This window comes from Archaeoglobaceae archaeon (assembly GCA_038734275.1).
In the GTDB taxonomy this organism is placed as follows: Archaea; Halobacteriota; Archaeoglobi; order Archaeoglobales; family Archaeoglobaceae; genus WYZ-LMO2.
In genome coordinates, this window is record JAVYOO010000009.1 from 55,843 (window position 1) to 79,779 (window position 23,937).

The 23,937-nt window shown below is 39.3% G+C and carries 26 protein-coding genes and 1 tRNA gene; 10 read left to right on the forward strand and 17 right to left on the reverse strand.

Annotated elements, in window-relative coordinates:
• Positions 1 to 2 precede the first annotated feature (2 nt).
• Positions 3 to 179, reverse strand: coding sequence for an RNA-protein complex protein Nop10 (locus QXI54_08740; protein ID MEM0303238.1), 177 nt, complete (start codon positions 177 to 179; stop codon positions 3 to 5).
• Positions 176 to 982 (reverse strand): translation initiation factor IF-2 subunit alpha, encoded by an 807-nt coding sequence (locus tag QXI54_08745; protein MEM0303239.1) that lies wholly within the window; start codon positions 980 to 982, stop codon positions 176 to 178. The genes QXI54_08740 and QXI54_08745 overlap by 4 nt, the downstream gene beginning before the upstream one ends.
• Before the next feature lie 128 nt (positions 983 to 1,110).
• On the opposite strand from QXI54_08745, the gene QXI54_08750 reads away from it, so the two are divergent.
• Together QXI54_08750 and ilvC are read left to right on the forward strand one after the other, a co-directional pair.
• Positions 1,111 to 1,632, forward strand: a complete 522-nt coding sequence (locus QXI54_08750; protein ID MEM0303240.1) for a methyltransferase domain-containing protein — start codon at positions 1,111 to 1,113, stop codon at positions 1,630 to 1,632.
• 78 nt (positions 1,633 to 1,710) lie between these two features.
• Complete coding sequence (ilvC, locus tag QXI54_08755; protein ID MEM0303241.1) at positions 1,711 to 2,715, forward strand: ketol-acid reductoisomerase; 1,005 nt, start codon at positions 1,711 to 1,713, stop codon at positions 2,713 to 2,715.
• Positions 2,716 to 2,807: 92 nt separating this feature from the next.
• On the opposite strand, the gene QXI54_08760 is transcribed toward ilvC, so the two are convergent.
• The 8 genes from QXI54_08760 to QXI54_08795 all read right to left on the reverse strand — a co-directional run bounded on the left by QXI54_08760 (position 2,808) and on the right by QXI54_08795 (position 10,611).
• On the reverse strand, positions 2,808 to 3,572 hold the full coding sequence (locus QXI54_08760; protein ID MEM0303242.1) for a CaiB/BaiF CoA-transferase family protein: 765 nt from the start codon (positions 3,570 to 3,572) through the stop codon (positions 2,808 to 2,810).
• The gene (locus tag QXI54_08765; protein ID MEM0303243.1) at positions 3,572 to 3,991 is read right to left on the reverse strand and encodes a CoA transferase; all 420 of its coding nucleotides are present in this window, start codon (positions 3,989 to 3,991) and stop codon (positions 3,572 to 3,574) included. The genes QXI54_08760 and QXI54_08765 overlap by 1 nt, the downstream gene beginning before the upstream one ends.
• 44 nt (positions 3,992 to 4,035) lie before the next feature.
• Entirely contained in the window at positions 4,036 to 4,650 is a 615-nt protein-coding gene (locus QXI54_08770) for a hypothetical protein (protein MEM0303244.1), read from the reverse strand.
• A gap of 6 nt (positions 4,651 to 4,656) precedes the next feature.
• Complete coding sequence (locus QXI54_08775) at positions 4,657 to 5,307, reverse strand: DUF6293 family protein (GenBank protein ID MEM0303245.1); 651 nt, start codon at positions 5,305 to 5,307, stop codon at positions 4,657 to 4,659.
• A 275-nt stretch (positions 5,308 to 5,582) separates the two neighbouring features.
• Positions 5,583 to 6,230 (reverse strand): ScpA family protein, encoded by a 648-nt coding sequence (locus QXI54_08780; GenBank protein ID MEM0303246.1) that lies wholly within the window; start codon positions 6,228 to 6,230, stop codon positions 5,583 to 5,585.
• Between the two features lie 5 nt (positions 6,231 to 6,235).
• The gene (gene smc, locus QXI54_08785; GenBank protein MEM0303247.1) at positions 6,236 to 9,724 is read right to left on the reverse strand and encodes a chromosome segregation protein SMC; all 3,489 of its coding nucleotides are present in this window, start codon (positions 9,722 to 9,724) and stop codon (positions 6,236 to 6,238) included.
• A 1-nt stretch (position 9,725) separates the two neighbouring features.
• Entirely contained in the window at positions 9,726 to 10,103 is a 378-nt protein-coding gene (locus QXI54_08790; GenBank protein ID MEM0303248.1) for a hypothetical protein, read from the reverse strand.
• An 88-nt stretch (positions 10,104 to 10,191) separates the two neighbouring features.
• Complete coding sequence (locus tag QXI54_08795; GenBank protein ID MEM0303249.1) at positions 10,192 to 10,611, reverse strand: hypothetical protein; 420 nt, start codon at positions 10,609 to 10,611, stop codon at positions 10,192 to 10,194.
• Between the two features lie 171 nt (positions 10,612 to 10,782).
• On the opposite strand from QXI54_08795, the gene QXI54_08800 reads away from it, so the two are divergent.
• From QXI54_08800 to QXI54_08815, 4 genes are all read left to right on the forward strand, one after another.
• Positions 10,783 to 12,492 (forward strand): hypothetical protein, encoded by a 1,710-nt coding sequence (locus QXI54_08800; GenBank protein ID MEM0303250.1) that lies wholly within the window; start codon positions 10,783 to 10,785, stop codon positions 12,490 to 12,492.
• Between the two features lie 826 nt (positions 12,493 to 13,318).
• The gene (locus tag QXI54_08805) at positions 13,319 to 13,549 is read left to right on the forward strand and encodes a hypothetical protein (protein ID MEM0303251.1); all 231 of its coding nucleotides are present in this window, start codon (positions 13,319 to 13,321) and stop codon (positions 13,547 to 13,549) included.
• A 465-nt stretch (positions 13,550 to 14,014) separates the two neighbouring features.
• Positions 14,015 to 14,239: a hypothetical protein gene (locus QXI54_08810; GenBank protein ID MEM0303252.1), complete on the forward strand. Its 225-nt coding sequence runs from the start codon at positions 14,015 to 14,017 to the stop codon at positions 14,237 to 14,239.
• Positions 14,236 to 14,625 carry a type II toxin-antitoxin system VapC family toxin gene (locus QXI54_08815; protein MEM0303253.1) on the forward strand — a complete coding sequence of 130 codons (390 nt, stop codon included), beginning with the start codon at positions 14,236 to 14,238 and terminating at the stop codon, positions 14,623 to 14,625. Before QXI54_08810 ends, QXI54_08815 begins: the two co-directional genes overlap by 4 nt.
• 29 nt (positions 14,626 to 14,654) lie before the next feature.
• Here QXI54_08815 and QXI54_08820 read toward each other — a convergent pair.
• From QXI54_08820 to QXI54_08845, 6 genes are all read right to left on the reverse strand, one after another.
• Positions 14,655 to 14,738: transfer RNA gene (locus tag QXI54_08820), tRNA-Ser, on the reverse strand.
• A 66-nt stretch (positions 14,739 to 14,804) separates the two neighbouring features.
• Positions 14,805 to 15,890 carry a 3-hydroxyacyl-CoA dehydrogenase NAD-binding domain-containing protein gene (locus QXI54_08825; GenBank protein MEM0303254.1) on the reverse strand — a complete coding sequence of 362 codons (1,086 nt, stop codon included), beginning with the start codon at positions 15,888 to 15,890 and terminating at the stop codon, positions 14,805 to 14,807.
• The gene (locus tag QXI54_08830) at positions 15,878 to 16,690 is read right to left on the reverse strand and encodes an acetoacetate decarboxylase family protein (GenBank protein MEM0303255.1); all 813 of its coding nucleotides are present in this window, start codon (positions 16,688 to 16,690) and stop codon (positions 15,878 to 15,880) included. Before QXI54_08830 ends, QXI54_08825 begins: the two co-directional genes overlap by 13 nt.
• Positions 16,691 to 16,697: 7 nt before the next feature.
• Positions 16,698 to 17,435, reverse strand: a complete 738-nt coding sequence (locus QXI54_08835; protein MEM0303256.1) for an acetoacetate decarboxylase family protein — start codon at positions 17,433 to 17,435, stop codon at positions 16,698 to 16,700.
• Between the two features lie 36 nt (positions 17,436 to 17,471).
• The gene (locus QXI54_08840; protein MEM0303257.1) at positions 17,472 to 18,767 is read right to left on the reverse strand and encodes an acyl-CoA dehydrogenase family protein; all 1,296 of its coding nucleotides are present in this window, start codon (positions 18,765 to 18,767) and stop codon (positions 17,472 to 17,474) included.
• A 15-nt stretch (positions 18,768 to 18,782) separates the two neighbouring features.
• Positions 18,783 to 19,400, reverse strand: a complete 618-nt coding sequence (locus tag QXI54_08845) for an SCP2 sterol-binding domain-containing protein (protein MEM0303258.1) — start codon at positions 19,398 to 19,400, stop codon at positions 18,783 to 18,785.
• Positions 19,401 to 19,574: 174 nt separating this feature from the next.
• On the opposite strand from QXI54_08845, the gene QXI54_08850 reads away from it, so the two are divergent.
• Positions 19,575 to 20,762: a molybdopterin molybdotransferase MoeA gene (locus QXI54_08850; GenBank protein MEM0303259.1), complete on the forward strand. Its 1,188-nt coding sequence runs from the start codon at positions 19,575 to 19,577 to the stop codon at positions 20,760 to 20,762.
• Positions 20,763 to 20,785: 23 nt separating this feature from the next.
• On the opposite strand, the gene QXI54_08855 is transcribed toward QXI54_08850, so the two are convergent.
• Positions 20,786 to 21,364: an FmdE family protein gene (locus tag QXI54_08855; protein MEM0303260.1), complete on the reverse strand. Its 579-nt coding sequence runs from the start codon at positions 21,362 to 21,364 to the stop codon at positions 20,786 to 20,788.
• A 120-nt stretch (positions 21,365 to 21,484) separates the two neighbouring features.
• Between QXI54_08855 and QXI54_08860 the strand changes: the two genes are divergently transcribed.
• The 3 genes from QXI54_08860 to QXI54_08870 form a co-directional block, all read left to right on the forward strand.
• Entirely contained in the window at positions 21,485 to 22,042 is a 558-nt protein-coding gene (locus QXI54_08860) for a hypothetical protein (protein MEM0303261.1), read from the forward strand.
• Between the two features lie 125 nt (positions 22,043 to 22,167).
• Positions 22,168 to 23,205 carry a 4Fe-4S dicluster domain-containing protein gene (locus tag QXI54_08865; GenBank protein ID MEM0303262.1) on the forward strand — a complete coding sequence of 346 codons (1,038 nt, stop codon included), beginning with the start codon at positions 22,168 to 22,170 and terminating at the stop codon, positions 23,203 to 23,205.
• Positions 23,202 to 23,937, forward strand: a 736-nt coding sequence (locus QXI54_08870) for a molybdopterin-dependent oxidoreductase (GenBank protein ID MEM0303263.1), incomplete at its 3' end; no start/stop codon positions are given. The genes QXI54_08865 and QXI54_08870, both read left to right, overlap by 4 nt.

Below are 23,937 nucleotides of genomic sequence, written 5' to 3' on the forward strand. Positions count from 1 at the left end.
AATCACCCTCTCAAAAAGAATCCTTTCTCCTTTCTCAACATCCTTCTATACTTCCCATAAGGATCCTCCGGGGAGAATCTCGGTGGAATTGGCATTCTTGTCTCTCCTCCACACTTTGGACATCTATTCTTCAATGTGTAATTACCACACTTTGAGCATTTTCTCATGAGAGCTTTCATACGGCCTCTCTTGCAAAGTTAGCTTCTCCTCCAAGCTTCTTGGCATTCTTCAACACAGTGTCCACGATTTTCTTTAGGGAGTTCTCTGCAAGCTTATAATCTTCTGCTTCCACGACAATCCTATACTTGGGTGCACCGATGTAGAAGATTTCAACCTTGACATTATCTGTGGGCTTGATTTCTGAGAACAATTTTTTGATCCTTTCAACACCATCTGGCTGGAAAAATTTGACCTCGAAAACTCCCCTGACTTTAACTCTTTTTGGTTTTATGTTCTCACGCGCAATTTCAGCCATCGCCTTTGCGAATTCCTCTCCGACAATCTTAACGAGAACTTCATAACCCTCATAGGCTGCCTCTTCAAAAGCAGAATAAATGGAATCGTATTCCTTTAACAATTTTCTTCCAAGCTTTACAAGTTCTTCATTGCTTAGCTTTACTTTCTCATTCGCTAACTCAAGCCATTTGAATGCGGCCATTTCGTTCTTCCATTGTTGAAGTTTCTCCCTTTTTTGCCTTTCATTGACATCTTTAATTGATAGATCTATGTGGCCTCTTTTCGGATTCACGCTGAGAACTTTGCAAACCACTTTTTGCCCCTTCTTAACGTGCTCTCTTATGTCTTTTATCCAGCCCGATGCAACTTCACTTATATGAACCATTCCCTCTTTATTCTCATACTCGTCTAAGGAAACGAAAGCACCAAAATCTAAAACTCTTGTAACAGTTCCCACCACAATCTCTCCCACTGAAGGATAGCCCGTTCTTTTTATTATGAGTCTCTCTCCACTTTCGCTTTTCATCCCCTTCTGCTAAGCTTTGTGTGAATTTAACTCTATCGGAAGATTTAAAAAACTTATAAAATAATTAGAGTTTTATATCGTTTTTCTACTACAGAAAAAATTATCTTTAAAAAATTAATGATTTGGCTATGTGGGATACAATTGCAGAGCGGTACCACCTGTGGACTATAAACAACAGGTGGTTTTATTATCTTCTCGGATTAGAGATCAAAAACTCGGTGAAAGATGCTGAGAGAATAATCGACATTGGTGCCGGCCCAGGAATTCTTTCAGAAGAATTAAAGAATCTGTTTCCGGAAGCTGAGATAATTTGTATTGACTTATCTTCAGAAATGTGCATAATGTCTGGTGGAATCAGATGTAAGGCCGAGTGTTTGCCCTTCAGAAATGAAGTGTTTGACGTGGCAATTTTCTGCTTCTCCTTACATGAGTTAAGTGTTGAATGTGCACTGAAAGAAGCTTACAGAGTTTTAAAAAGAGGGGGTTTTATCTTCATTATAGATTTAGACAGGGATGCGCCGGAGATTATTAAAAAACTCTGGAAGATAATTTTTAGCAGGCTTATTTCTCCAGATTATGCCAGTAAAGTATACAACAGTTGGAGAGCGTTTGAAAAATGTGAGGATATAGCAGAAAGACTTAAAAAATGAATTTCGATGTTGAGTTAAGCAAGGGTGCTTATGGATTCAAAATCTCAGCAAAAAAAATATGAGGCTTATCGACATCAAGTGCTCGGTGATAGTATGGCTCGAATTTACAGTGATAGGGATGCAAGTTTAGAACCCTTAAAGGGTAAGAGGATTTGCATTGTTGGTTACGGGAGCCAGGGGCATGCACATGCTCTAAATTTGCGTGATAGCGGGCTTGATGTTGTAACCGCTTTGCCAGAATGGGACAAAGAGAGCTGGAAGAGAGCTGAAAAAGATGGCGTTAAGGCAATAAAACTCGAAGAAATAGACGGAGACTTGATTGCGATGCTCATTCCGGATATGGTTCAGCCAGAAGTTTACAGAAAATTTGTTCATGGAAAACTAAAACCTGGCTGTGCGATCTTATTTGCCCACGGTTTCAACATCCATTACAACCAGATCGTTCCACCGAGCAACGTTGATGTAATAATGGTTGCTCCTAAAGGCCCGGGACCTTTGGTTAGGAGGATGTTTGTTGAAGGCAAAGGTGTGCCGGCACTTCTTGCGGTTCACCAGAATGCAAGCGGAAAGGCCTTGCAAATTGCCTTAGCGTATGCAAAGGGCATTGGAGCGACAAGGACTGGAGTTATAGAAACAACTTTCAAAGAGGAGACTGAGACCGATCTATTTGGTGAGCAGGTCGATCTATGCGGTGGAGTTGCTGAGATGATAAAGAATTCTTTTGAGGTTCTTGTTGAAGCAGGCTATCAGCCAGAAGTTGCCTACTTTGAAGTCTTGCACGAACTTAAGCTGATAGTCGATCTGATTTACGAGGGTGGCATTTTCAATATGTGGAAAGCAGTTAGCGAAACTGCAAAATACGGGGGGATGACGCGAGGAAAAAGGATATTCACAAGTGCTGTTAAGGAAGAGATGCGTAAGATTTTGAGGGAGATACAGAGTGGTGAGTTTGCGAGAGAGTGGATCCTTGAGAATATGGCCGGAAGACCCGTTTACAACAAGCTTCTCGAAATGGAGGCAAATCATCCGATAGAAGTTGTTGGAAAAGAGATGAGAAAGTTAATTCCGTGGCTGAGCAAGTAATTTTATATTTTTTAATTATATAAGTATAGACTTAAAAATTCGGATGCTGTTCACAGGAGCTTTTTATCTAATTTTTACTTGCAATTGGAATTTCAAATCACACCTTTTCTCTCGAAATTCCTGATCTCGTCTTCGCTATATCCAAGAGAAGACAGTATTTCGATATTGTGTTTTCCCAACTCTGGAGCAGGCTTAACTGAGCCGGGTGATTCTGAAAGTTTCACACAAACTCCAGGTATCTGGAATTTCATGCCCTTATACTCCACCTCAACAAGCATCCCCCTTGCCTTCAGCTGTTCATCATTTCTGAGTTCTGAAACATCGTAAATTGGTCCACATGGAACTTTTGCATTAGCAAGTAGTCGAACAATTTCGTCTCTTTTCATTTTTGAAGTCCAGTTACTAACGACTTTATTTAGTTCCTCATCATTTTCAAATCTTGAGATAAAAGTAGAGAATTTACCCTCGCTGACAAGCTCCTCCATCCCCATTGCCCTAAACAATCTTTTTGCCTGTGCATCTGTTAAAGCACATATCGCAACTTCCCCATCTTGGGCTGGATAAATGCCATAGAGAGGCAATTTTATCCCGGGAGGGTATTTCGTGATACTTAAACCTATTTCTTTCGCTTTTTCTCCTAATGCAGTCTCTACAATACCGGCCAAGTTGATCGAGAAAACGACGTCCTGCATTGAGACGTCAACTAACTGCCCCATTCCAGTTTTCTCGCGCCAATAAAGAGCGAACATCGCCCCAAGTGCGGCATAAACGCCGGAAACTATGTCGCCAATGAACATCTTTGGTTTATTCCCGACTCTCTCAACAAGCTTGGCTGTTCCCCCCGCACCCTGTGCTATTAGATCAAAAGCAGTTCTTTCTCTATAGGGCCAGTTCTACCAAATCCCGATATGCTGACATAAATTAGTCTTGGATTCAGTTCTCTCAGCTTCTCATAACCGAGTCCAAATTCATTCATAGTCCCTGGGCCGAGATTCTCCACCAATATGTCAGATTTTGAAGCAAGCCTTTTGAAAATTTCCACACCCTCTTTATCTCTGAGATTTAAGGTTAAACTCTTTTTGTTTTTGTTCAAAGCACAAAAAAGGGCTTCAAGTTCTGGATGAATAAGTGAAGTCCAAACTCTTAAAGTGTCTCCAATTTTGGGTTCCACCTTGATTACTTCAGCACCCATCTCTGCCAAAAGGGTTGCACAAAGGGGCCCTGAGATGAATTGAGAGGTGTCTATAACTCTCACACCTTCCAGCGGAGCTGACATATTGACTAATGTTAATTGCCAATTTTAAATATTTCGCAAAATCATCAGTAAAATTCCACTCCCGTAAGCATTTCGGAGAGCAGATTTTTTATGAACCTGCAGTTTTGGGCACTCCTTAAACAATCGTTGGAAAAAATGTCTGCTGAGAAGACCACAATGTTGTTCTTTTTTACTCCCAGAATCACATTCTTACCCGCTCTAAAAACAATGTCTCCAAGCATAGCTTTTGAATCCTTATTCCCGTTAAGAACTACTTCGCAGGCGTCTTTTGGTTCTATATGGTAAGCATTTAGGGCTAAAATTTCATCTACCCCACGGAAATATTCAAGCTTTCCCCTCATCGCACTTGCTTTAAGCAAAATTCTGTCCGCAACTGGTAGAAGCCCATTTTTGAGCTGTATAGGTGAGAAGCCATTCTCTCTGACATGAAAAATAAAGATTTTACTCTTTAGGAGTCTTGATATCGCGGAAATTTCGTTCGTTTCGGGCATTTTGAGGTAGAAAATGATATCATATGAGAATTCAAGCTTGCTTAATTCTGTAACCTCTGAGCTTAATTTATCGGCATATTCAACATAGTATTCATTAATCAAGCATTCTTCAAGCTCCTTATACTTGTGCCACTCACAGGAATCTGCAACCAGAAGAACCGTAAGCATACTTGCTTAACCAAACATTACTACATAAGCTTTGCCAAGATCCGTTATCGCAATCTTGAGATGTTTTCCCTTTCTTTCCGTTGTAACTAACCCGTCCTCCTCCAATTCGTTCAAATGGTAACTCATTCTTGCTCTTTGGGCCATATACTTCTTTTGTTCCTCGATTTTTCCGTCTACGAGTTCTATCAGTCTATTTATAGAATCTACTGACCCTCCCTCATTTGCAAGCACTTTTAAAATTTTAATTCTATCCCCATTAAATTTTTTGAGAGGGGGTGTTTGCAGAAACTTTGTAGAGTTCTCCCAAGCCGAGTATATCTTGCTGTTCGAGATTTGCGCTGAGATAAGAAAGGCCATACATAGCAATTTATCCGCGTCTGAAACGTTAAAAAGAACCGAGTTCCCACTTTCGATCTCCTGCCTGATAACACTAAGAATTTCCCAAACAATCTGATATACTCTTTTACCTTCGAAGTTTAGTATTTTCGACTCAACAAGAGAGCTTAAAGCTCGATTAACGTTTTCAACGGCATTTAATGCTTCCTTTTCTCTGTAAACAATATAGGCCTTATGAATTGGATAACCGACTGATTTTATACTCTCCAAAATTGTTGCGCTTTCTGAAGTGACTGCTACTACATGTACAACTTCTCCCATAGTTCATTCCAAATTTTTCTTGTTTAAAAAATTTTCTCTATAAGCATAAACTTTTATCTTAAAACAAGCCCCCCTTTGTTTCCTGTGGAAATGGTTGAATTAGTATTAAAGATCAGACTGCAAGAAAATAAGCTTTTTAAAGAAAAGAAAAATAGAGTAAATGTATCTAACAGCCATAGAACTTAATTTATGCCATCTCCATAAATTTCCCTCCAAGTTTTGTTTTATTTGAGTTTTTGAGTCTGCAAACTTCTAAGGCACCGCTTTATAAAAAATTAGCTTTGATGAAGATTATTTTCTCCAAACAATCGGATTTCTATATCACCATAAATTTCTTTTTGAAAGATTTGAAACTTTTTTCTTAGAACAAGATGGAGAAGGGAAATATAATACTCCACCAAGTCCTCCCTATTACTTGCAATGGAGAAAAGAGTTACGAATTCTTTTTTCTGCAACAATTTCAAAAGGTTTTCCTCAACCTGTCGAATTTTACCCTCCATACTTTCATCATGTGGAATTGAAGTTACCAAGTCTATATCTATAAAATCCTTACCTTTTCTTTTTTTCCGCCTCTTTTCAATAGCTTCCGCTTTCCTCAGCTCCTCAATTAAATCTTTTAATGTGTTTATTTTTCTTATTCTCCTCCTCTGTGCTCTCAGTAAGTCTTCAAGTTTGATTTCATCTATTTCATCAGCATCGAATTCCTCCCACTCTATTATTTCAACATCACTTTCATCTTCTGCAGGTGGTGGCTGAGGGGCAATAGCGTCTGCTTTCATTCTTACAAGAATTGCCGCATAAAGTAAAACCCTTCCGGAAATTCTTAAATCAAGCTTTTTAGCTTCTTCAAGTCTTTTTAGAAATTTATCGGTAACATCAATTACATCTATATTCCAAGGGTCTATTTCCCCTTTTCTTGCCATGTCTATTAGTATTTCGATTGGATCTCCGAATTCAGCTTTATACCCGTTACGATCGATGAGTTGTCACCTCCTAATGTTATACCCACAACCGCATCTGCAGATTCAACCATCGGCTTTCTTAAAGAGACAACTATGAACTGAGCAGACTTAGAGCGTTTCTTTATCATCTTCGCAACTCTTTCGACATTTACACCATCGAGAAACATATCAACTTCATCAAAAGCATAAAAAGGTGCAGGTTTGAACATCTGAATTGCCAATATCAATGATAACGCCACAAGACTTTTCTCTCCCCCACTTAACGCTTCAAGCCTCTGCATTGGCTTATTTTTAAGTCTGACTCGCATGTGGAGTCCGCTATTAAATACGTCTTCGCTATCGAGAAATAACTCACCCTCACCATCTGCGAGTTCTGCTAAAATCTGTCCGAAGTTCTTGTTAATCGCATTAAAAACTTCAAAAAATACCTCTCGTTTTCTCTTCTCATACTTCTCAATTCTATCGATTATCTCAGCTCTTTCTTTTTCTAAAATTCCCTTTTTCTGAACCAATTCGTCTCTTCTTGCTTTGACGTTTTCGTAATCCTGTATTGCTTTGAGATTCACTTCTCCAAAATTTGCAAGTAGACTATTAACCTCAGAGAGTTCCCTAATCAACTCTTGTAAGTCTCTCAGAACCTCTGGTAACTCAAAACCCTCAAATTTTTTAAGATCTCCCAAAATTACTGATAGCTTCTCATTAAGATTCAAAAGTCTATCCTCGCATCTCTTTAAATCAAAATCAGCCTTGTTTTTCTCTTCTTCAAGTTTTCTGAGTTCTGAAAGTAGAGTGTCTCTATATTCCCTGAGTTCTCTAACCTTTTCACCTAAACCCTTCTCCTCGTCACGCAGTTCTTTAAGCCTCTGTGTGATTTCTTCATATCTCTTTTTATTTTCTTCAATTTTGCTTTTAAGCTCAATTTTTCTTTTGAGCAATTGCTCAAGCTCCAAATTTATAGAATTTAGATTTTTATCGAGCTGAGATTTCTGAAACTCGTAATTTTCGATCTTTTTCTCAACCGATATAAGAATTTCTCTGTTTCGTGAGAGCTCGTCTTTAACTTTCTCAAGCTCTGAAAGTATCTCGGGTATTTTACTTTCTTTCAATTTGCTTTCTAAATCTCTTATTAAAGCCTCGAGCTCTTTTATTTTCTTTTCGATTTCTGAGATGTTATTGTTAACTCTTCTCAATTCTTCGATGTGCTGTGACTTTTCCGTATTTCTTTGGTCAATTCTTTTATCAATTTCACTAATCTGACTATTGTAACTCTTTAGTCTTTCCTCCAGAACTCTAACCTCTCCCCTAATCTCCTGAACTCTTGCATTGATTTCATCAAGCTTTATTTTCAGATTTTTTCTGCTTTCCTCAACTTTAACGAGTTCTGCTGTTATCTTCTCTTTCTGTTGCTGCAGTTCGTATATTCTGTCTGTAAGCTCTCTATCTTTTTCTAACAACTCCTTTGAAATTAGAAGGCCCTTTCTCTCTCTGCTTCCTCCAGAAATCAAACCACTCTTTTCTACGAGATCTCCATCAAGAGTGACTATTCTCAAATTTTTATCCATCAATCTCCTAGCACTCTCAATCGTGTCAACAACTACTGTATCACGGAGCAGGAACTTGAAAACTGGTAGAAATTTCTTATCGCATTTAATCAGGTTAACTGCAAAGTCTATTACGCCCCTCTCGCTCAATACGCTCCGATCAAATTCGACTTTATAATCCTTTATCTTTCTCAGTGGAATGAAACTAGCCCTCCCTGCTTGAAGCATTTTGAGATATTTTATGGCTTCAACTGCATCATCTTCAGTTTCAACCACAATAAATTGCAGAGCCCCACCAATTGCAGATTCTATAGCTGAAGTAAATTTTTCATCAACTTCTCCAAGTTGAGATACCGTTCCAAAGATTCCCACTAGCTCTCGTTTATCTTTAGCATTTAGAATTGTCTCAACAGGCTTTGAATAGCTCTGCAGAGTAGATATTTTGGCTTTGATTTTCGCAAGCTCTACTTCGCAACGCTTTGATTCTTCTTCGACATCTGAAAGTTTTGAACGGAGAGAAAATAGCTTTTTATCAAAATCTAAAAATTCGGAATTTAAATTTCTCTGTTCTTGCTCTTTTTTCAGCAATTCTATTGATAGAGACTCCAGCTTTTTCTTATCATCCTCAAGCTTTTTGGATAAACTCTCTTTTTCAGCTCTTGCATCCTCAATTTCAATCTCAATCCTTCTAACAATCTCCAGAAGTTTATCTCTTTCGGAAATTAATCTATTTCTTTCTTCTTTTAGTTTTTCGAGTTCTTCTCTTTTATCAATCAGTTTATTTTTAAGCTCCTGATAACTTTTGTCCGCACTTTCAAGAGCCTGTCTTAGTGAATTTAGCTTACTTTCAAGATCGCCAACTATTTCGCCGAGACTAACTCTCTTCAGGACCTCTTCTTCAAGCTCTTTTCCAACTTTTTCTATTTCATCTCTTAATTTTAAAACTTCTCCCTTCTTCTTTAACTCATCCTCCTCTATTCTTGAAATTTCTTCCAAATAGATCTTTTCGGCCTTCTTTATTGAATCCATTTCAGATGTAATTTTAAGAATTTCAGTTTGAATCTCACTTAGCTTTTCATCTCCAAACTTTGAAATTGAATCTGCCACTTCTTTAAGCTTTTCATTGGTCTCAAAAATTTTCTTCGAGATATCGGGAATAAGATATGAAAGTCTATCTTTTTCTTTCTCAAGTTTTTCGATTTCCTTTTCAATTTTTTCTTTGGTAGATTTGAGAGAGAGAAACTCATGAGCTTTAATCTGTTTCTCGATTTCCGCCTTCCTGAGCATTAACTCTTTGTAGCGGAGAGCTTCATTTCTGTCTTTTTCAAGATTTGAAAGCATAGATTCGACTTCTGCAATAACAGCTTCGATTTTTTCAATGTTTTCTCTAACTCTATCAAGTTCCTCAAGAGCCCTTTCTTTTCTTTCGTCGAATTCCGAGATTCCCGCAATATCTTCTATTATTTTTCTTCTCTGCACTGGAGACATTTCAACTATTCTTGTAACATCACCCTGCATAACAATGTTATAAGCATCACTGTAAATACCGAGCTGTGAAAGCAAATTTTGCACATCTGTCCAGCTTGCGGGCTTACCGTCCAAGTAGTAATAGCTGTAATGACCCCTGTCAGTTATTTTGACTCTTCTCGTTATCTCATATTTTTTGCTATCATCCCCAAGAACTATAGAAACTTCGGCCTCTCTTTTACCCTCGGATACAAGATCAGAAAGTCTTTCAGCCCTTAGTTGCTTGGTAGATGTAGAAAGACCTAAACAAAAAAGAATAGAATCTATAATATTTGATTTTCCACTGCCATTGGGCCCTGTTATTACTGTAAATCCGGGATATAGTGGGATCTCTACCTTTTTGCTAAAGGATTTAAAGTTCTTTAGGGTTATCTTCGCAATCTGCATTTCAGTCGCAGATTATTAAATCCTTCTCGTCTTCCAGTATCTGAGATTTCTTTGAATTCTCATTCTCCTTCTCTCCAATTTTTTCTCTCTTGAATGTATCGACCTTTATTTCTTCTTGCCTTGTCTGTTTTTCTAACTTTTCAGATGTTTTCTCATCTTTTAGCTGAGTTTGAACCGATTTTCTATCCTTACTATTCTCCCTCAATTCCTTTAGCTCACTTTTAATGTATGTAAGCTCAATTACAATACCCTCGACTGCCTTTCTAAGCTCAACAAGCTTTGAATCGAGCTCTGAAATTTTTTTCGCCACCTCGGATGTCTCTATTTCTCTTCTTATCATGGGCAGTATTTTATCTAATTCAATTTTTTCCGAAATCATCTCATCCACCCCGCCGCCGTTTTATAATCTTGCTTCGAAGGTATTAATAAATCTTTCTCCTATCTTTATATAGCCAGAATAATAAGCATCATAGGATTCTCATAGTCTTGTCCACAAATTTCTCAGCGAGTTTTGCATGCCTCTCTTCATCTTTTACAAGCTCCCTAAGTTTTTCAATTTCCCCACCGAGAAGATTACTGAATTTCTGAATCATTTGCTCATACAAAACCTTTGCACTCGTTTCAAGTTTGTATATCTCATTGAAAAACCTCTTATCTGAAAATTTGAACTCTTCAACCTTTTTCTCAATCTCAATTCCGAGACTTTTTGCAATCTCTTCAAGCATCAGTTTATGCTTCTCAGAATCCGACATTAGCTGGAAAAGGACTCTCTTTTGTTCTTCGTCCATGATCTCAACAAAAGCTTTAAAATTAGCTTCACTTTCGAATCCCGCTTCAATTCTGTAGGCTTTTTCAAGCATCCCCTTCAGAACCATTTTAGGATCCATGAATTCTCTATTTTTCGTTCAAGATAAATCTTTCCACTTCTAAAGATTTAGCTGACTAATGACACCCCTGAGCTTGTGACATGGCATAATAGCTTTAAAATCTCTCAGAGACTTTTAAAAGTCAAGAAGACCGTTTTCTTAATTAGAACATACACCAATAGAGTTAAATACGTGGAGATTATAATCATTGTGAGCAATATGAAACCGGTGAACAGCAAAGCGGTCTCGCCACTGATCGGATTCATACTGTTGATGGCAATAGTGATGGGGCTAATCGGCATTCTACAATCAACAGCAGTTCCGCAGTGGAATAAGGCGGTTGAGGCAAAACATCTCAGCGAGTTGAAGTACGGGGTTGCTGATGTTAGCGAAGTTATTTCGCTCTCAGCTTCAACAGGAAATCCGGCAAAGGTAGTTTTAAAGGCAGGTGTAGATTACCCGAATTATTACGTTCTCGTCTCTCCACCAAAGGCTTCGACCACGATTTCCACAAAGGATTTGGGAATAAGAGTTGAGGGAAACGTTTCGGTTGGTGGAGAGAGGCGAGAATTCAGATTGGAAAATACGACTTCCGCTATTATTGTCGAGCCCAATTACTTCTATTCTTCGCGTTCAAAGCTGATCTACGAGCACTCAGCAGTTTTAAGGCTTGAGGATTCTTTTGTTTTAAAGGAATCCGACCAGATCTCTTTCAGCAACAACTCGATTTCGCTATACATCATAAAGGCGAACTTTAACAGCTTTGCAACAACTGAGAGTGCAAACCTAATCTTTATTCCAGTCTCTGTTGGAGGCAGAAATCTTTTCAGCGGAAATATTAGCCTTGAATGCTTTGACGAAAAAACCGCTGAGTGGTGGAATTCTAAGCTCAGTGATGTTTATAGGAACAATTCGGAAGTAAAGGTTAGCAGAACTGGAAACGTTGTTAGCCTTGAAAATCTCAAAAACATCACGCTTTCGATTTCTGTTTTTGAAGCCTACGCTGTTATTAGTGGAGAAATCTCTCAAGATTTTGGAGTAACTCCAGATAAATTCATTCCACTTACAGATACTCAATTTAGTGTTTATCAATATTCCACAGTAATGCTTGGTGCTAAGCTTGTAGATAGGTTTGGAAATCCTATCAAAAATTATCCCGTAATGATATTTGTGTCTTCAAGCAACGGAATTTGTAATTCCAACCCATATCAGACCGTTACAAACGAACGAGGTGAGGTTTGGTATTACTTTAATGCAAACGTAACCACCGACAATCCAAATGAAACAGTTACATGTACAGTATCTTTTACAACAAGTGGAATAGAAGCACAAGATTTCATAGTAGAGGTCAATACATCTGTCCCTTTCTGCGAAGAGTGTCCAGCTAATGGAGAGTGTCCTCCCTGTCCCACTCCCACACCATGTCCTACATGCCCGCCTGCAGGTAGTCTCTCAAAAGTGAGGGGGGCAACTCTGTCGGGTATATCTTGTTCGCCTGTGTGCAGCAGTTACAACAACTCTTTTGTAGGATGGATTGACGGTCAATCTATTTGGGCAAACTCTACACAAAATTGTGCATGGCAAAACTTTACTTTCACATTGCCATATACCATTAATTCGAGTGTTTCTCCCATACTTATATGGAATGGCAATTGTAAAGATAAAGCAGGGCCTGTCTATGCGTTGATATACCTTAACAACAATCTTGAGAATGCGAGGGGACAGGGACTTGGTGGTGGTGAGTTGGAGGTTCAGCTAAATGCAAATGACTTTGTTAATCAACAAATCTTGGTGTCTATTGTTTGTTCTAATAATCTCGATAAAATAAACTGTCCTTCTGGCCAAAGTCCATGGAATTTAAGCACCAACTATATTGAAATTCTTTTTTTAGCAAACATTTGATAACGATCCAACCTACAGCGTAACTCCAACAACTTAGCTTGGAATGTAACAACAGACGTTCAGCTATTCGCTGACGGAACCGTAAACTACGGATGGTGCATAAAGTCAAGCAACGAAAATCAGGCTACAAGAATTACGTTCAATTCCAAGGAGAACTTAAATACTGCGACGAGACCATATCTGCGCATTGAATTTGCTCCAAAAGTTGACTGAAATTTTAGAATATTTTATTCTGGAGACCTATGGTTAGGAGTGGAACTCTAAAAACCCTTTAAGCAAAAATTATTCTGCCTTTTTGAAAAGAGCCGTGTAATTTATCGCTTTTCCATTGAAGTTCAAAAATCCACATTAGGTTAGAGCTTGAAAGAGAAATAGTAGAGGGATAATTGTCCCAGAGTCAAAAGGTTTGGAATTCTACACAAAAAACGACTTTTTAAAGTCCGAAAAGAGCTCTAAAAGCCCAAATCAGTTAGTATAAACGGAAAATGAGAAGATCAATCAGAAGAATCGGATTAAGAGCCAGAATCAAAATTGGCAATCAATTCAAAACTCTCTTGCTTTGCAGTCTTCGAAAACTCTCTATTCGAAGGTAAGAAAAGCTCTCGCCCTTTTGCGAATTTTTGAATTAAAAGATTTGATCTAAAAAGCCTAAATACTCAGTCTTGAATTTATAGCCATTCCTTAGAAAAAATAGCCAAATAAAAACGACTACAATGATAGAAAACCCATCGAAATCCGTAAAACACAGTTCCACAGGAAACAAAGGGGGGCTCACGTGTCGAAACACTTAAATTTTAATTATCAATATTATGTTTTGGGGTGGTAAATGGACGCCCTAAAAGCACTTGAATCCGCATTTATGGTTTTTAAGGTAGCTTTTACCTTCTTCTTTATCCCATTTGTTGCTCTTGGGATTTTCGAAGCTTTTGACAGAAAATTTGCAGAAAGTTTCTTTTCCAATATCTTGGTCGGGATAATTACTGGAACCCTTCTTGCAGCGCTTTTGGCTTCTTTGTTTGCGGGAGTTGTATTGTGTTTGATGCTAATTTTTGGATGATAGAAAATAATTGCTGTGTGATCTGCCAATTCAGAACTAATTTTTTCATTTGTCTTTGGAGAGTGAAGTAAAGCCAAATCAAGAGTTTGAGTAGAAGCCTTATAGAAGGCATAGTTTAAAGAATCCGGACAGAAATGGGTGTAGCGTTAATTTAGAAACGGGGACGTCTATGTAATCTCGAGCTCCTAATACATTATTAGAAGTGAAAAATGGAATTATAGCACTTTCAAAACAATTCCAGTCATTTGACCGAAAAGTAGTCGATAACGATGTTCAAGCTCAAGGAATGATATAGGTAATGTGGAGACCATAAAAATTTAACCTAAAGAACAAAATTCGCAACAGGAATTTCAGCACAATACACGAATTTTTCGTAGTGCCCTGAATCTGAAAAGATTGTTTTTCCAAAACCAGATTTTGCTTTGATGAGTAAACTTTATATAAGTTTACTTAAAATGGGATGACATGGAATATGTTACGGTCTCAGCGAAAATTCCGAAAAGCCTGAAAGAAAAGCTCACAAAATACAACATAAAACCTGGGCCAGTTATCAGAAAAGCTCTGGAAGAAGAAGTGAAAAAAAGAATTCTTGAAGAAATAGAAGAGAAAGCGAAGAAGCTCAGTTCAGCTCTGAAAGAAATAGAGGATGAGGAGATTGTGAGATTGATCAGGGAGGAAAGAGAAAGATGAGGCTATTCGATGCGAGCGGAATCGTGAATCTCGCAAAAAGGGGAAAAGTAAGAGCTTTTCTGAATGGCGCAACTCTTGATCTTGCGATCTACGAAACACTGAATGCTTTGTGGAAAGAGGTAAATTTGCTTAAGAAAATCGATGAGAACACAGCTATAGAGTTTGCTGAAATCATTGGAAAAGCAATGGGGGCAATGGAGATCTTTTCAGTAAGGGGTTTAGAAAAGGAAGTCTTAGAATTTGCATGTAAAAACAGTCTCACATTTTACGACGCTTCTTACGTTTTTATCGCTATGAAAAACGGTTTTGAACTCGTAACAGATGACAAAAAGCTTGAAAGCATCGCCTCCAATTACGTTAAGGTCTTCAAAAGCTTTGAGCTTTGAATTTTATAAAAAAATCTTGGAGCTAAATACGCCGGGGGTGGGATTTGAACCCACGAGGGCAAAGCCCAGTAGATCTCGAGTCTACCGCCTTAGCCGGACTCGGCAACCCCGGCTTTAAAAATTCTCAGCTTTTTGGTTATAAGTGTTTTGCGTAAAAACTTCAAAAGCTAAAAGAAATTTTAGAACTTCAATGAAGCAAAAGCCTTTGCAGGTCTGAAAACTTCCATCTCAGTCTCTTCAAAAGCCCTATTCAGAGCATTTAGAAGATTATCGTATCCTAAGATCTCAGCAAGATCGAAAATTCCCGGAGAAAGCGTAGCCAGTTTCCAGACCTCATTTATCGTGGCTTTATCTGCTATACCGTCTTCGATTATCCTGAAAGCCTCGTTTACTATGACTGCAAGCAAAATCGTCACATCAGCATAGTTTTCGACCTTCTCAGCAATCGGCTCTTCGCCTACCCATTTGTAAAACCCTTCTCCACTCTTCTTGCCTAATTTTCCCGCTTTAACGAACTGAGCAAGTGTCTCTTTTATAAATTCTGAAGAAAACCTTGGATAAGCCTCTTCAAGGCTTTTAAGAACATCAAGCGAAACATCGAGCCCAATTTTGTCGAATATTTCAAAGACACCATGTTTCATTCCAAACATCTTCACCGACGCATCGATTTCATAAGGACTTGCCAGTTTAAGGGAATAGCCCAAAGCCACTCCAAGAGCGCAGAGCATTCTGTTTAACACAGCACCTCTACACTGCTTTTTTAACACTATCGGCTTTTTGCCAATTCTTTGTGCATATTCAACTACTTTGCTCACATCTCCTTCTCCAGAAATTTCGACAAGAGGCATCTCTATAGGTGGATTGGAAAAATGAAAAAGAAAAACGTTAACCTTAGCTCCTTTAGAAATCTCAGAAGGCATATAAGAAGAAGTGTTTGTCGCAAAAAGCGTATCTCTGCAAATACTCGCGATTTTCTTGAAAAATTCTATTTTTGTGTTGAGATCTTCTTTTATTGTCTCAAGCAGGAAATCGCAACCCTTTAGCTTTGATATATCTGTAGTGTAAACGATGTTATCCAATCTATCAACTTTTTTAAGCCCTGCTTTTTCAAGCTCGAGCAAATGCTCTTTGCCATTTCTCTTCTTCGCCCTCTCAAGCGCTTCCTTACTTATGTCATAGAGCACAACGTTGTAGCCAGCGTTTGCAAAAAGCGCAGAAATAGCTGAGCCCATCGTTCCCGCGCCAGCAATCGCTACAGTCTCCACTCTTTCACCACCTTTTCGGGCTTTAAAGCCATGTCAAATTGCAAATAAGCTCCGAGTAGCAGATCCTTGACTGGTATTTTGTGCACGGGATCAGATATTGATGGAGAATCGTATGTAACAGTTGCATTTCCACCCCAGATCCTTTTTCTTCCGAGCTTAACATTGTCAAAGGTTACCTTTTCCTCCGCATCTGTGTGGATGTCCATGTAAGAGATCCATTTAACGAGCTGTGCAACCCCATCGCCACCTTCGATTGGTGGCAGTAAACGAAGGGAGTAGAGTTCAAGTCTTCTCTGCAAAAATGAATCTATGAACTCTTCTGCAACTCTCTGTTCGGGTTTTACAGTTATGCTTAAAAGCCTTTTACCCTTTGGACGCTCAAGGAAGCCAAGAATCATGTCGTTCTCTTTGATTATAGCTATGTTGGCAAGTTTCTTTGGAGCACCAACGACTTCTCTACCCGCTGCAAGCGCCGCATCGTTTGTTACGTAGATGTATGGAATGTAGTAGCCCAGAGATCCGTTGAAATCAACTTGAATTAGAGAAAACATCTCGTAGTAAGGGCCGAGGGTTGAGTATGGGTAGTTTGTGATAAATACTGCAGCATTTGGTGGATTGCTGTAAAGATTAAGCCCCTCAGGTAGCAAAGCTTCGACTTCTTCGCTTGTGGTGAAGAAAGCCATCAAAGCCTCGCAGTTTATGTATTCTGTAACCACATCTTTTGCCTTAACTTGAAGTGACGCACCGTAAAGTCCTGCGTCAAGTGGTATCGAAACTCCCTCTCTACTCCCCTTTAGCATTTTTTGCTCACCTAAGTTCTCGCAAGATGTCCACAAATCCCAGTTTCATGTCGAATTCGAAGTATATTGCTGAAAGCATCGTCCCTATCTCGAGCTTGTGCACCGGGTCGATTACAGAGGGGGAATCGTAGGTTACGCTCACTGGCCCCATGAAAATGACTTTTTCTCCAGCGGGGTCAACGTGGAAGTCGATGTCTGCATACCACTTTATCAGCTGAGTAACCCCACCTTTACCCTTTATTGGTGGCAAATGCCTAACAGAGTAAAGATAAGTTGGCTTTGGCAAAATGTAGTCGATCAACTCCTTTGCCCTAATGTTTGGCTTCATCGTAACAGTCACAAGCCTTTTTCCAGAAGGCCTCTCAAGAATTCCTTGCACAATGTCGAGTTCTTGTGTTAGCTCAATCTTGGCAAGCTTCTTTGGTGCTCCAGCGATTTCACGCCCTGCAGCAAGAGCGGAATCGTTCGTTACGTATATGTAAGGGATGTAGTATCCCCTGTCGCCAACTTCATCTTCAACCTGCACAACGCTTATGTATTCGTTGTAAATCCCCACCGTGCTAAATCCGTAATGCGAAATCCATACTCCTCCATTTCCGAGAGACTTCAAACCTTCCGGAATAAGATCTCCAACATCGTTTTTAAGGGTAAAGAGCGCGGTTACAGCCTTACAATTCCTATACTCAATCCCCCTGTCCTCATCAATTTCGTATAGGGGGGCATCAAGCGGTATACCTTTTATCATGCCATCACCTCCTTTTTGCTAAAACAAAAAACATATTTAACAATAAAATCTATTTATATGGCAGACATCATAGTAGTCTTTCTCGTAGTTCTCTATTATGTCCTCGCTTGCTTCAAGGCTCAGAACTTCTACTGTGCCGTCTTCGATCTGCAAAGCTCGGGCATCTCTGAAGAACTTCTCTATTATGAACTCTTTGCTGAGCCCATAAGCCCCAAATATCTGCAAAGCATCGTTTGCAACTTCAAAAGCTATCTTTTTGGCGTAGATCTGTGCCATTCTTGCATGTCTTGGCGAAGCATCATTTGTTCCAAGTTCTAAGATCCTTTTGTGGGTGTATTCAGTTGCCTTTCTTACATAGGTTCTCGCAGTTTCGACCTTTTCGAACATCTCGTATAGCTTGAGCTTTATATTTTTGTGCTTAACAAGTGGCACCCCTCCTTGCACACGCTGTCTGGCGTATTTCAAAGCCTCCTCAAATGCAGCCCTTGCGAGTCCGACTGAAAAAGCTCCCATTCCACAGCTTGTCAGGCATAGGAGTTGATCGCAGAAAACACCATAGAAAAAGCCTGGGGCTACAATTACATAGTGTTCTGGAATTCGGGCACAATCGAAGAATAGTTCCCCCTGTGGATCGTCACGCATCCCAAGCATTTCTACAGGCTTCCCCTTTCTAACTCCTTTCTGGTTTAATGGAACGATGCAGAAAAGTCCATTAGCCAAGGTTTTCTCTCCTTTAACCTGCGCATGCAATCCGCAGTGGGTTGCCACTGGGGCAGATGATACCCATGCGGACTTTTGTCCAGAAATAACCCATTCATCGCCATCCTTTTCAGCCACGATATTGCCTTTTCCCATTTTCTCTACTGCTTCTTTCTCTTCTCTTAGCATTATTAAATAGTCACTGCCATGCTCAGGCTCTGTAACGCCCCAGCAACCGTGAAGATCATCCCTTTCAAGCCAAGGAACCACGAGATCATGATACGCTTGTTCAGATCCAAAAAGTGCTGCAGTGGTAAAAGGAATCATGTCCACTCCCAGTGCAGTGGCAAAACCAAGACTTCCCCAAGCTATCTCTTCGAAGACTATGCATCGCTGGAGCGGAGTCATGGCAATGCCACCCTTCTCTGGTGGGATCATGATCTTGTGGTATCCGAGCTTTTTCATTTGCTTCATTACCTTGTAGAATGGCGATCCGGGTTTTACTCTTTCTTCAGCAGGCATTCTGTCCAATTCAATCGATGCTGGTCTGATGACTTCCTCTGCAAATCTATGCACCTCACTCCTCAGCAATTTTTCCTCTTCTGTGAGCTCTTCTAAGTCCAAGAAATTCATTAAACCACCAAAAAATTATTTTATTGGGACTGATGCCATTAGTTCTGTAAATCTTTTAACTGCTGCCATGTTTCGCATCATGTAGCCCATATCGCCTTGTAGTTTGATCTTGCCACCCACAATCAGGGTTATTGCATCCGCCCTTCCTCCAACCATCTGCTTGTATACTGAGTAGGGTCCAGTTAGTTTAAATCGAGCATTGGCCTTCTCCCCTGGTGTTACTACTTCCAGATTTCTGAGTTGACCATGCCAGAAATCCATCCATATGCTAATTGAAGCACCTTGAACTTCTTCAAGCTTTATTTCGCTCATCTTCCTGGCAAGAGCATTTGCATCGAGCTTTGAAAGATCCGTCTTTTTGGGATCGAGTTCTATTCCAAGCTTATTGAGTAACTTTTCTTCTGCCCTTCCTTTGAAATTGGCCCATTTCTCTTTTGGAATCGTTGCAAGCATGGAAATGAACCCTGCTAATTTCTCAGGGTTCTGAAATTCTTTGAGAGCTTCGTTGTCAAGCAAAACTGTGCATAGAAAATCCCCTTCCCAGTTTGCAGCAACTTTCTTATACGTTTCATCGCTGTTGACCTTCTTCAAAAGCTCATCCATCCACTCTTTCGATGGAAAAACAACTGCCATTTTACCACCCCCTTATTCGTTACAAATCGAATTAACTCACATGTTTTTCAGTTATAAAGATTTCGCTACTATGTGGTAATCTGTAGTAATCTGTAATCATGACTGTGAATGCAAAATTATAGGCAATCCTATTTTAGAATAAGATTTAAAAATAACATTTGAAAATTATTTAGTATGAAAAAATTGGTAACGATTGACGATACGTGGAAATTGATGCTAGAACTCAGAGAGAGATATTATTTCAGGAGGGATATAGAGGAAGTTTCTTTGAGAGATGCAGTTTGTAGAGAACTTGCTGAAGATATAATAGCAAAAAAAGACGTTCCTGCTTACGATATGGCAACAATGGATGGTTTTGCGATCAAATTCGGCAAAAGAGAGTATCGAATCTTAGGGGAGATTTACTCCGGAGATATGGGCGAATATGAAATAGGCGATGATGATTGTTTCTATGTTGCAACTGGCTCAAAAATACCAAAAAATGCCGATACAGTTGTCAAAGTTGAGATAGCGAAAGTAAAAAATGGTAGGATCGAAATTGATGGAGAGCTTGAGAAAGGCAAATACGTCCTAAAGGCGGGTAGCGAGGCTAAAAAAGGGGAGCTAATATTGAAGAAGGGAATAAAACTGAATCCGCAAGAGATAGCGGTTATCTCAAGTTTGGGTTATGAAAGAGTGAAGGTCTACAAAAAGCTAAAAGTTGGAGTCTTTTCTAATGGTGATGAAATAAAAAGAGGAATAATTCCAGATTCAAATTCTGCTATGATCATTGCCTTTCTAAAGAAATGGGGTTGTGAAGTTGAATTTCTTGGAGTTGTTGGAGACGATAAAGAAGAAGTCGAGAAGGTGTTGAGATATGGGGCCGAGAATTTTGATGTGGTTATGACAAGTGGGGGAGTAAGTTTGGGCAAAAAGGACTACGTTATAAAAGTTTTAGGCGAAATTGGGGAAATTTTAATTAACCAAGTAAGGCAAAGACCCGGAAAGCCTTTAACGGTAGCAATTGTTAATGATAAGCCTGTTTTTGCATTGCCCGGAAAACCAGCGGGCGCTTTTATAGCAATGCTTTCAGTCAGAGTCTTTTTTGTTGGAGAAAAGCCGTATCCAAAGGTTAAGGCTAAATTGGCTTCAGGTGTTAAAATTCCTTCGGATGGATTCAGCTACTTCTTATTTGTGAAGCTTGAAGATGGTATTGCGATTCCGGTAAGCTATAAGGGAAATATTTTTTCAACTGCATTTTCAGAAGGTTATGAACCGAGTTTAATAGCTTCTATGTCGAGAAGCACTCTTTCGGATGGCTTTGTTATTGCTAACAGAGACCTTGAGGAAGGGGAGGAAGTCGAGGTAAACTTATATGATTGAGTAGTAATAATAAATTTTAATAATTAATATTTAATCTCTTCAAAATAGCTTTCGCCATTGCAGATAAAGCAAATTCTCTTTCCGTCTTTTTCAATTGTGTAGTTGAGTGGCTGGAGTTCTCCACATTTTTCACATTCAACAATACTCTCTTTTTTCTTCTCGAAAGCTATTTTTATTTTTATTTTCCTCACATCAAAAAAACCCTCTTCGAGTGACAAGAATTCCTCGGCAAGTTCTCTTTCATCTTCTTTGGAGAGTTTACTCTCTCTTAGAAGGAATTTCCTCATGAGTTCGGATTTATTTACCGCATCTCTCTTTAAACTGACTCTGTAACCTTCCATGGTGTCAGTTCTAACTACTGAAAGTGCAAGCTTACCGTAATCCTTGACGATCAAATTTCTGTTCCCCATAGTTGTCCCAACCAAAACTTGCAGAGCATCTGGAATGCATAGAGAAGTTTCAGCAATGCTTAACAGTCCTTTTCCTCTTAGATTTACCCCTAAATTTTTATACGCTATTTCAGCCATTCTAATTCCAAGAGCAAGCCCAGGGCTTAAATGGCTGTGCAATTTTATTGCAAATTCAAGAGTTTCTGCATTCATGTCTAATAGTTATAATTTATGTTTAAAAATTTTGCTAATTTTTCTTATTGATTCTTGGTTTCTTCTGATATCCGCAAGGTTTATAATTAGCATAGTTTTAAAATTATACGGTGTTATATGATGTCGAAAAAGGTTAGGATTCAGACTACTATTGACAAAGAAATATATGAGAAAATCGTTCAAAAATATCTTCCAAAATATGAGAGTCTAAATAAAGTGATTGAAAACGCTCTTAAAACATACGATTCCTTTATTGAGAGCATAGGTCAAGAACCATCTGAGAGAGATTTTCTAATTCTAAAAATGGTTAGAGAAATTGGAATGGTCCTTCTTAGTTGTGGAACTTTAGATGCTGGAGCTTCTGGAGATTTAAAGAAGATAATGGAGGAAAATGAAGTAAGAATACTTTTGGAGTGGTATTACAAACGATCGATAGATAAGATATCTTTGGAAGAAGTCGTAAAGTTCATGAAGGTAATTTTACCGACCATGAACATAGCTCTTTCGGTTGATGTGCAAAGAGTTGGGAAAGAAATTCATGTGATCGCTTCTTCAAGGATGAAAAAAGACTTTAACACTCTATTGTGTGAAGTCATAAAAGATCTTCTTGAAAAACATTTTAATGTTTTAGTTAATTATTCTGTATTTCCACAAGGTTTTGAAATCGTCATAAAGTAGACTTTTCGAATCTTTGGATTTTTGTCTTATTTGTAGATATTTAGGCTCATTCTTACTGATCTTTGTGTATTATTCTTCAATAATCACGATAAATTTAAAATACTATAAATTTGTTTTGATTGTAGGTGGTGTCCTTGCCACAGATTGCGTGGGTTTTTGATCTGAACAAGTGTAATGGCTGTCCGACTTGCGTAGAGAACTGCTGGACTCTTTGGCTAAGTCAGTCTCCTGAAGAAAAGGAGCAATTCTGGTGTGTCGTTTTGACAATGCCTGGATTGGGCTATCCGAAGGGATGGGAGAAAATGGGTGGAGGATTTGATGCTAAGGGTAACCCAATACTTGGAAAAATACCAGAAGATGGAGAACTGCATGATTGGGTCGAATATGATTGGAGGGTCAACAAAGAGGGAAAGGTTGAAATAGTGGATGGCAAACCGGTTTTGCTAAAGAAAAAGCCTAAATGGACATTCAACTGGGAAGAGGATGTTGGGGGAGGAGAATGGCCAAATAGCTGGCATTTTTACCTTCCAAAGCTGTGCAACCATTGTTCAAAGCCAGCATGTCTGGCAGTGTGTGAAGTTGGAGCAATAACCAAGGCGGAAAACGGAATGGTGCTGATAGATGAGGAGAAATGCAATGGCTGTAAGAAATGCATTTCAGCATGCCCTTATAAGATACCGAACTACAATAAGAAGCTCAATATCGTTCAGAAATGCATTGCCTGCTTTCCAAGACTTGAAAAAGGAGTAGCTCCCGCCTGTGCAAGAGCCTGCCCAGCAAGAGCAGTCCACTTTGGCTTCCTCGAAGACAAAAACTCTTCAGTCTACAAACTCGTCAAAAAGTGGAAAGTAGCCCTTCCCCTGCATCCAGAATTTAACACAGAACCAAATGTCTACTATGTCCCACCTCTTTCATCGCCAAAGTTCGACAAAGACGGAAGGCTTACGAACGAAGAAAGAATCCCCATAGACTATCTAAAATCTCTATTCGGCCCAGAAGTTGAAAGAGCTCTCAAAACTCTCAAAGAAGAAAGAGAAAAGATGAGAAAAGGAATGGATTCAGAGCTTATGAGAATTCTTATCGGCTTCAGATGGCCAGACGACTTTTTTGGAGGGTTTAATAAGCATCCAGACGAAGTTTTCGTTTTGGAGGTGAAAAAATGAAGAATACGCTTGAAAAATATCGTAAAAGAACGATTTTTGACAAATTCGTGAGAGTATCACATCCAAACGACTGCTATCCGGGTAATTGTTCTATAACTGGCTACATAAAAGACGGAAAACTTGTTTATGAGGAGCAAACTGGCAAGTATCCGGTAGTGGATCCAAACACTCCGGACTGGAATCCTGCTGGCTGTGCAAGGCAGTGCAGTTATGCGGTTGCAACTTATGGCGAAGAAAGGATAAAACAGCCGATGATGCAAGTTCCACGGGGTTCAGGTAAATGGATTCCATTAACTTGGGAACAAGCTTACGAAATAATTGCAGATAAGCTATTGGATGCAGTTACTTACAATCCGCAGTCTATAATCTACGAGATACCCCCAGGGGAAGGTGGACCAATGTATTCTCAGGATCCATTTGTCGCTCTCGTTACAGCTTTGGGCGGTGTCTCTTTTGATCTTGAGTCTGCGGTGATTCAAGATTTAAGCGCAGGACTTTACGAAACGTTTGGCAAATACCAGTTTGCATCAACTTGGGACGACTTCTTTTACTCTGATCTGATACTGATATGGAACGTAAATCCTGCTTATTCGAGGCAGGAAAAGTATCACTTCCTCACAGAATCCCGCTACAGAGGGGCAGAAATAGCAGTCATAGCCCCAGACTACAGCCCATCAGCAGTTCATGCGGACTACTACATCCCAGTAAAGCCAGCAACAGACGCAGCCTTAG

Bases quoted from the DNA above. Each gene is read 5' to 3' on its own strand.
- QXI54_08740 (MEM0303238.1), bottom strand. From the start codon at position 179: ATGAAAGCTCTCATGAGAAAATGCTCAAAGTGTGGTAATTACACATTG.
- QXI54_08745 (MEM0303239.1), bottom strand. From the start codon at position 982: ATGAAAAGCGAAAGTGGAGAGAGACTCATAATAAAAAGAACGGGCTAT.
- QXI54_08750 (MEM0303240.1), top strand. From the start codon at position 1,111: ATGTGGGATACAATTGCAGAGCGGTACCACCTGTGGACTATAAACAAC.
- QXI54_08765 (MEM0303243.1), bottom strand. From the start codon at position 3,991: ATGTCAGCTCCGCTGGAAGGTGTGAGAGTTATAGACACCTCTCAATTC.
- QXI54_08770 (MEM0303244.1), bottom strand. From the start codon at position 4,650: ATGCTTACGGTTCTTCTGGTTGCAGATTCCTGTGAGTGGCACAAGTAT.
- QXI54_08775 (MEM0303245.1), bottom strand. From the start codon at position 5,307: ATGGGAGAAGTTGTACATGTAGTAGCAGTCACTTCAGAAAGCGCAACA.
- QXI54_08780 (MEM0303246.1), bottom strand. From the start codon at position 6,230: ATGGCAAGAAAAGGGGAAATAGACCCTTGGAATATAGATGTAATTGAT.
- smc (MEM0303247.1), bottom strand. From the start codon at position 9,724: ATGCAGATTGCGAAGATAACCCTAAAGAACTTTAAATCCTTTAGCAAA.
- QXI54_08790 (MEM0303248.1), bottom strand. From the start codon at position 10,103: ATGATTTCGGAAAAAATTGAATTAGATAAAATACTGCCCATGATAAGA.
- QXI54_08795 (MEM0303249.1), bottom strand. From the start codon at position 10,611: ATGGATCCTAAAATGGTTCTGAAGGGGATGCTTGAAAAAGCCTACAGA.
- QXI54_08805 (MEM0303251.1), top strand. From the start codon at position 13,319: ATGGACGCCCTAAAAGCACTTGAATCCGCATTTATGGTTTTTAAGGTA.
- QXI54_08810 (MEM0303252.1), top strand. From the start codon at position 14,015: ATGGAATATGTTACGGTCTCAGCGAAAATTCCGAAAAGCCTGAAAGAA.
- QXI54_08815 (MEM0303253.1), top strand. From the start codon at position 14,236: ATGAGGCTATTCGATGCGAGCGGAATCGTGAATCTCGCAAAAAGGGGA.
- QXI54_08830 (MEM0303255.1), bottom strand. From the start codon at position 16,690: ATGCTAAAGGGGAGTAGAGAGGGAGTTTCGATACCACTTGACGCAGGA.
- QXI54_08835 (MEM0303256.1), bottom strand. From the start codon at position 17,435: ATGATAAAAGGTATACCGCTTGATGCCCCCCTATACGAAATTGATGAG.
- QXI54_08840 (MEM0303257.1), bottom strand. From the start codon at position 18,767: ATGAATTTCTTGGACTTAGAAGAGCTCACAGAAGAGGAAAAATTGCTG.
- QXI54_08845 (MEM0303258.1), bottom strand. From the start codon at position 19,400: ATGGCAGTTGTTTTTCCATCGAAAGAGTGGATGGATGAGCTTTTGAAG.
- QXI54_08850 (MEM0303259.1), top strand. From the start codon at position 19,575: ATGAAAAAATTGGTAACGATTGACGATACGTGGAAATTGATGCTAGAA.
- QXI54_08855 (MEM0303260.1), bottom strand. From the start codon at position 21,364: ATGAATGCAGAAACTCTTGAATTTGCAATAAAATTGCACAGCCATTTA.
- QXI54_08860 (MEM0303261.1), top strand. From the start codon at position 21,485: ATGTCGAAAAAGGTTAGGATTCAGACTACTATTGACAAAGAAATATAT.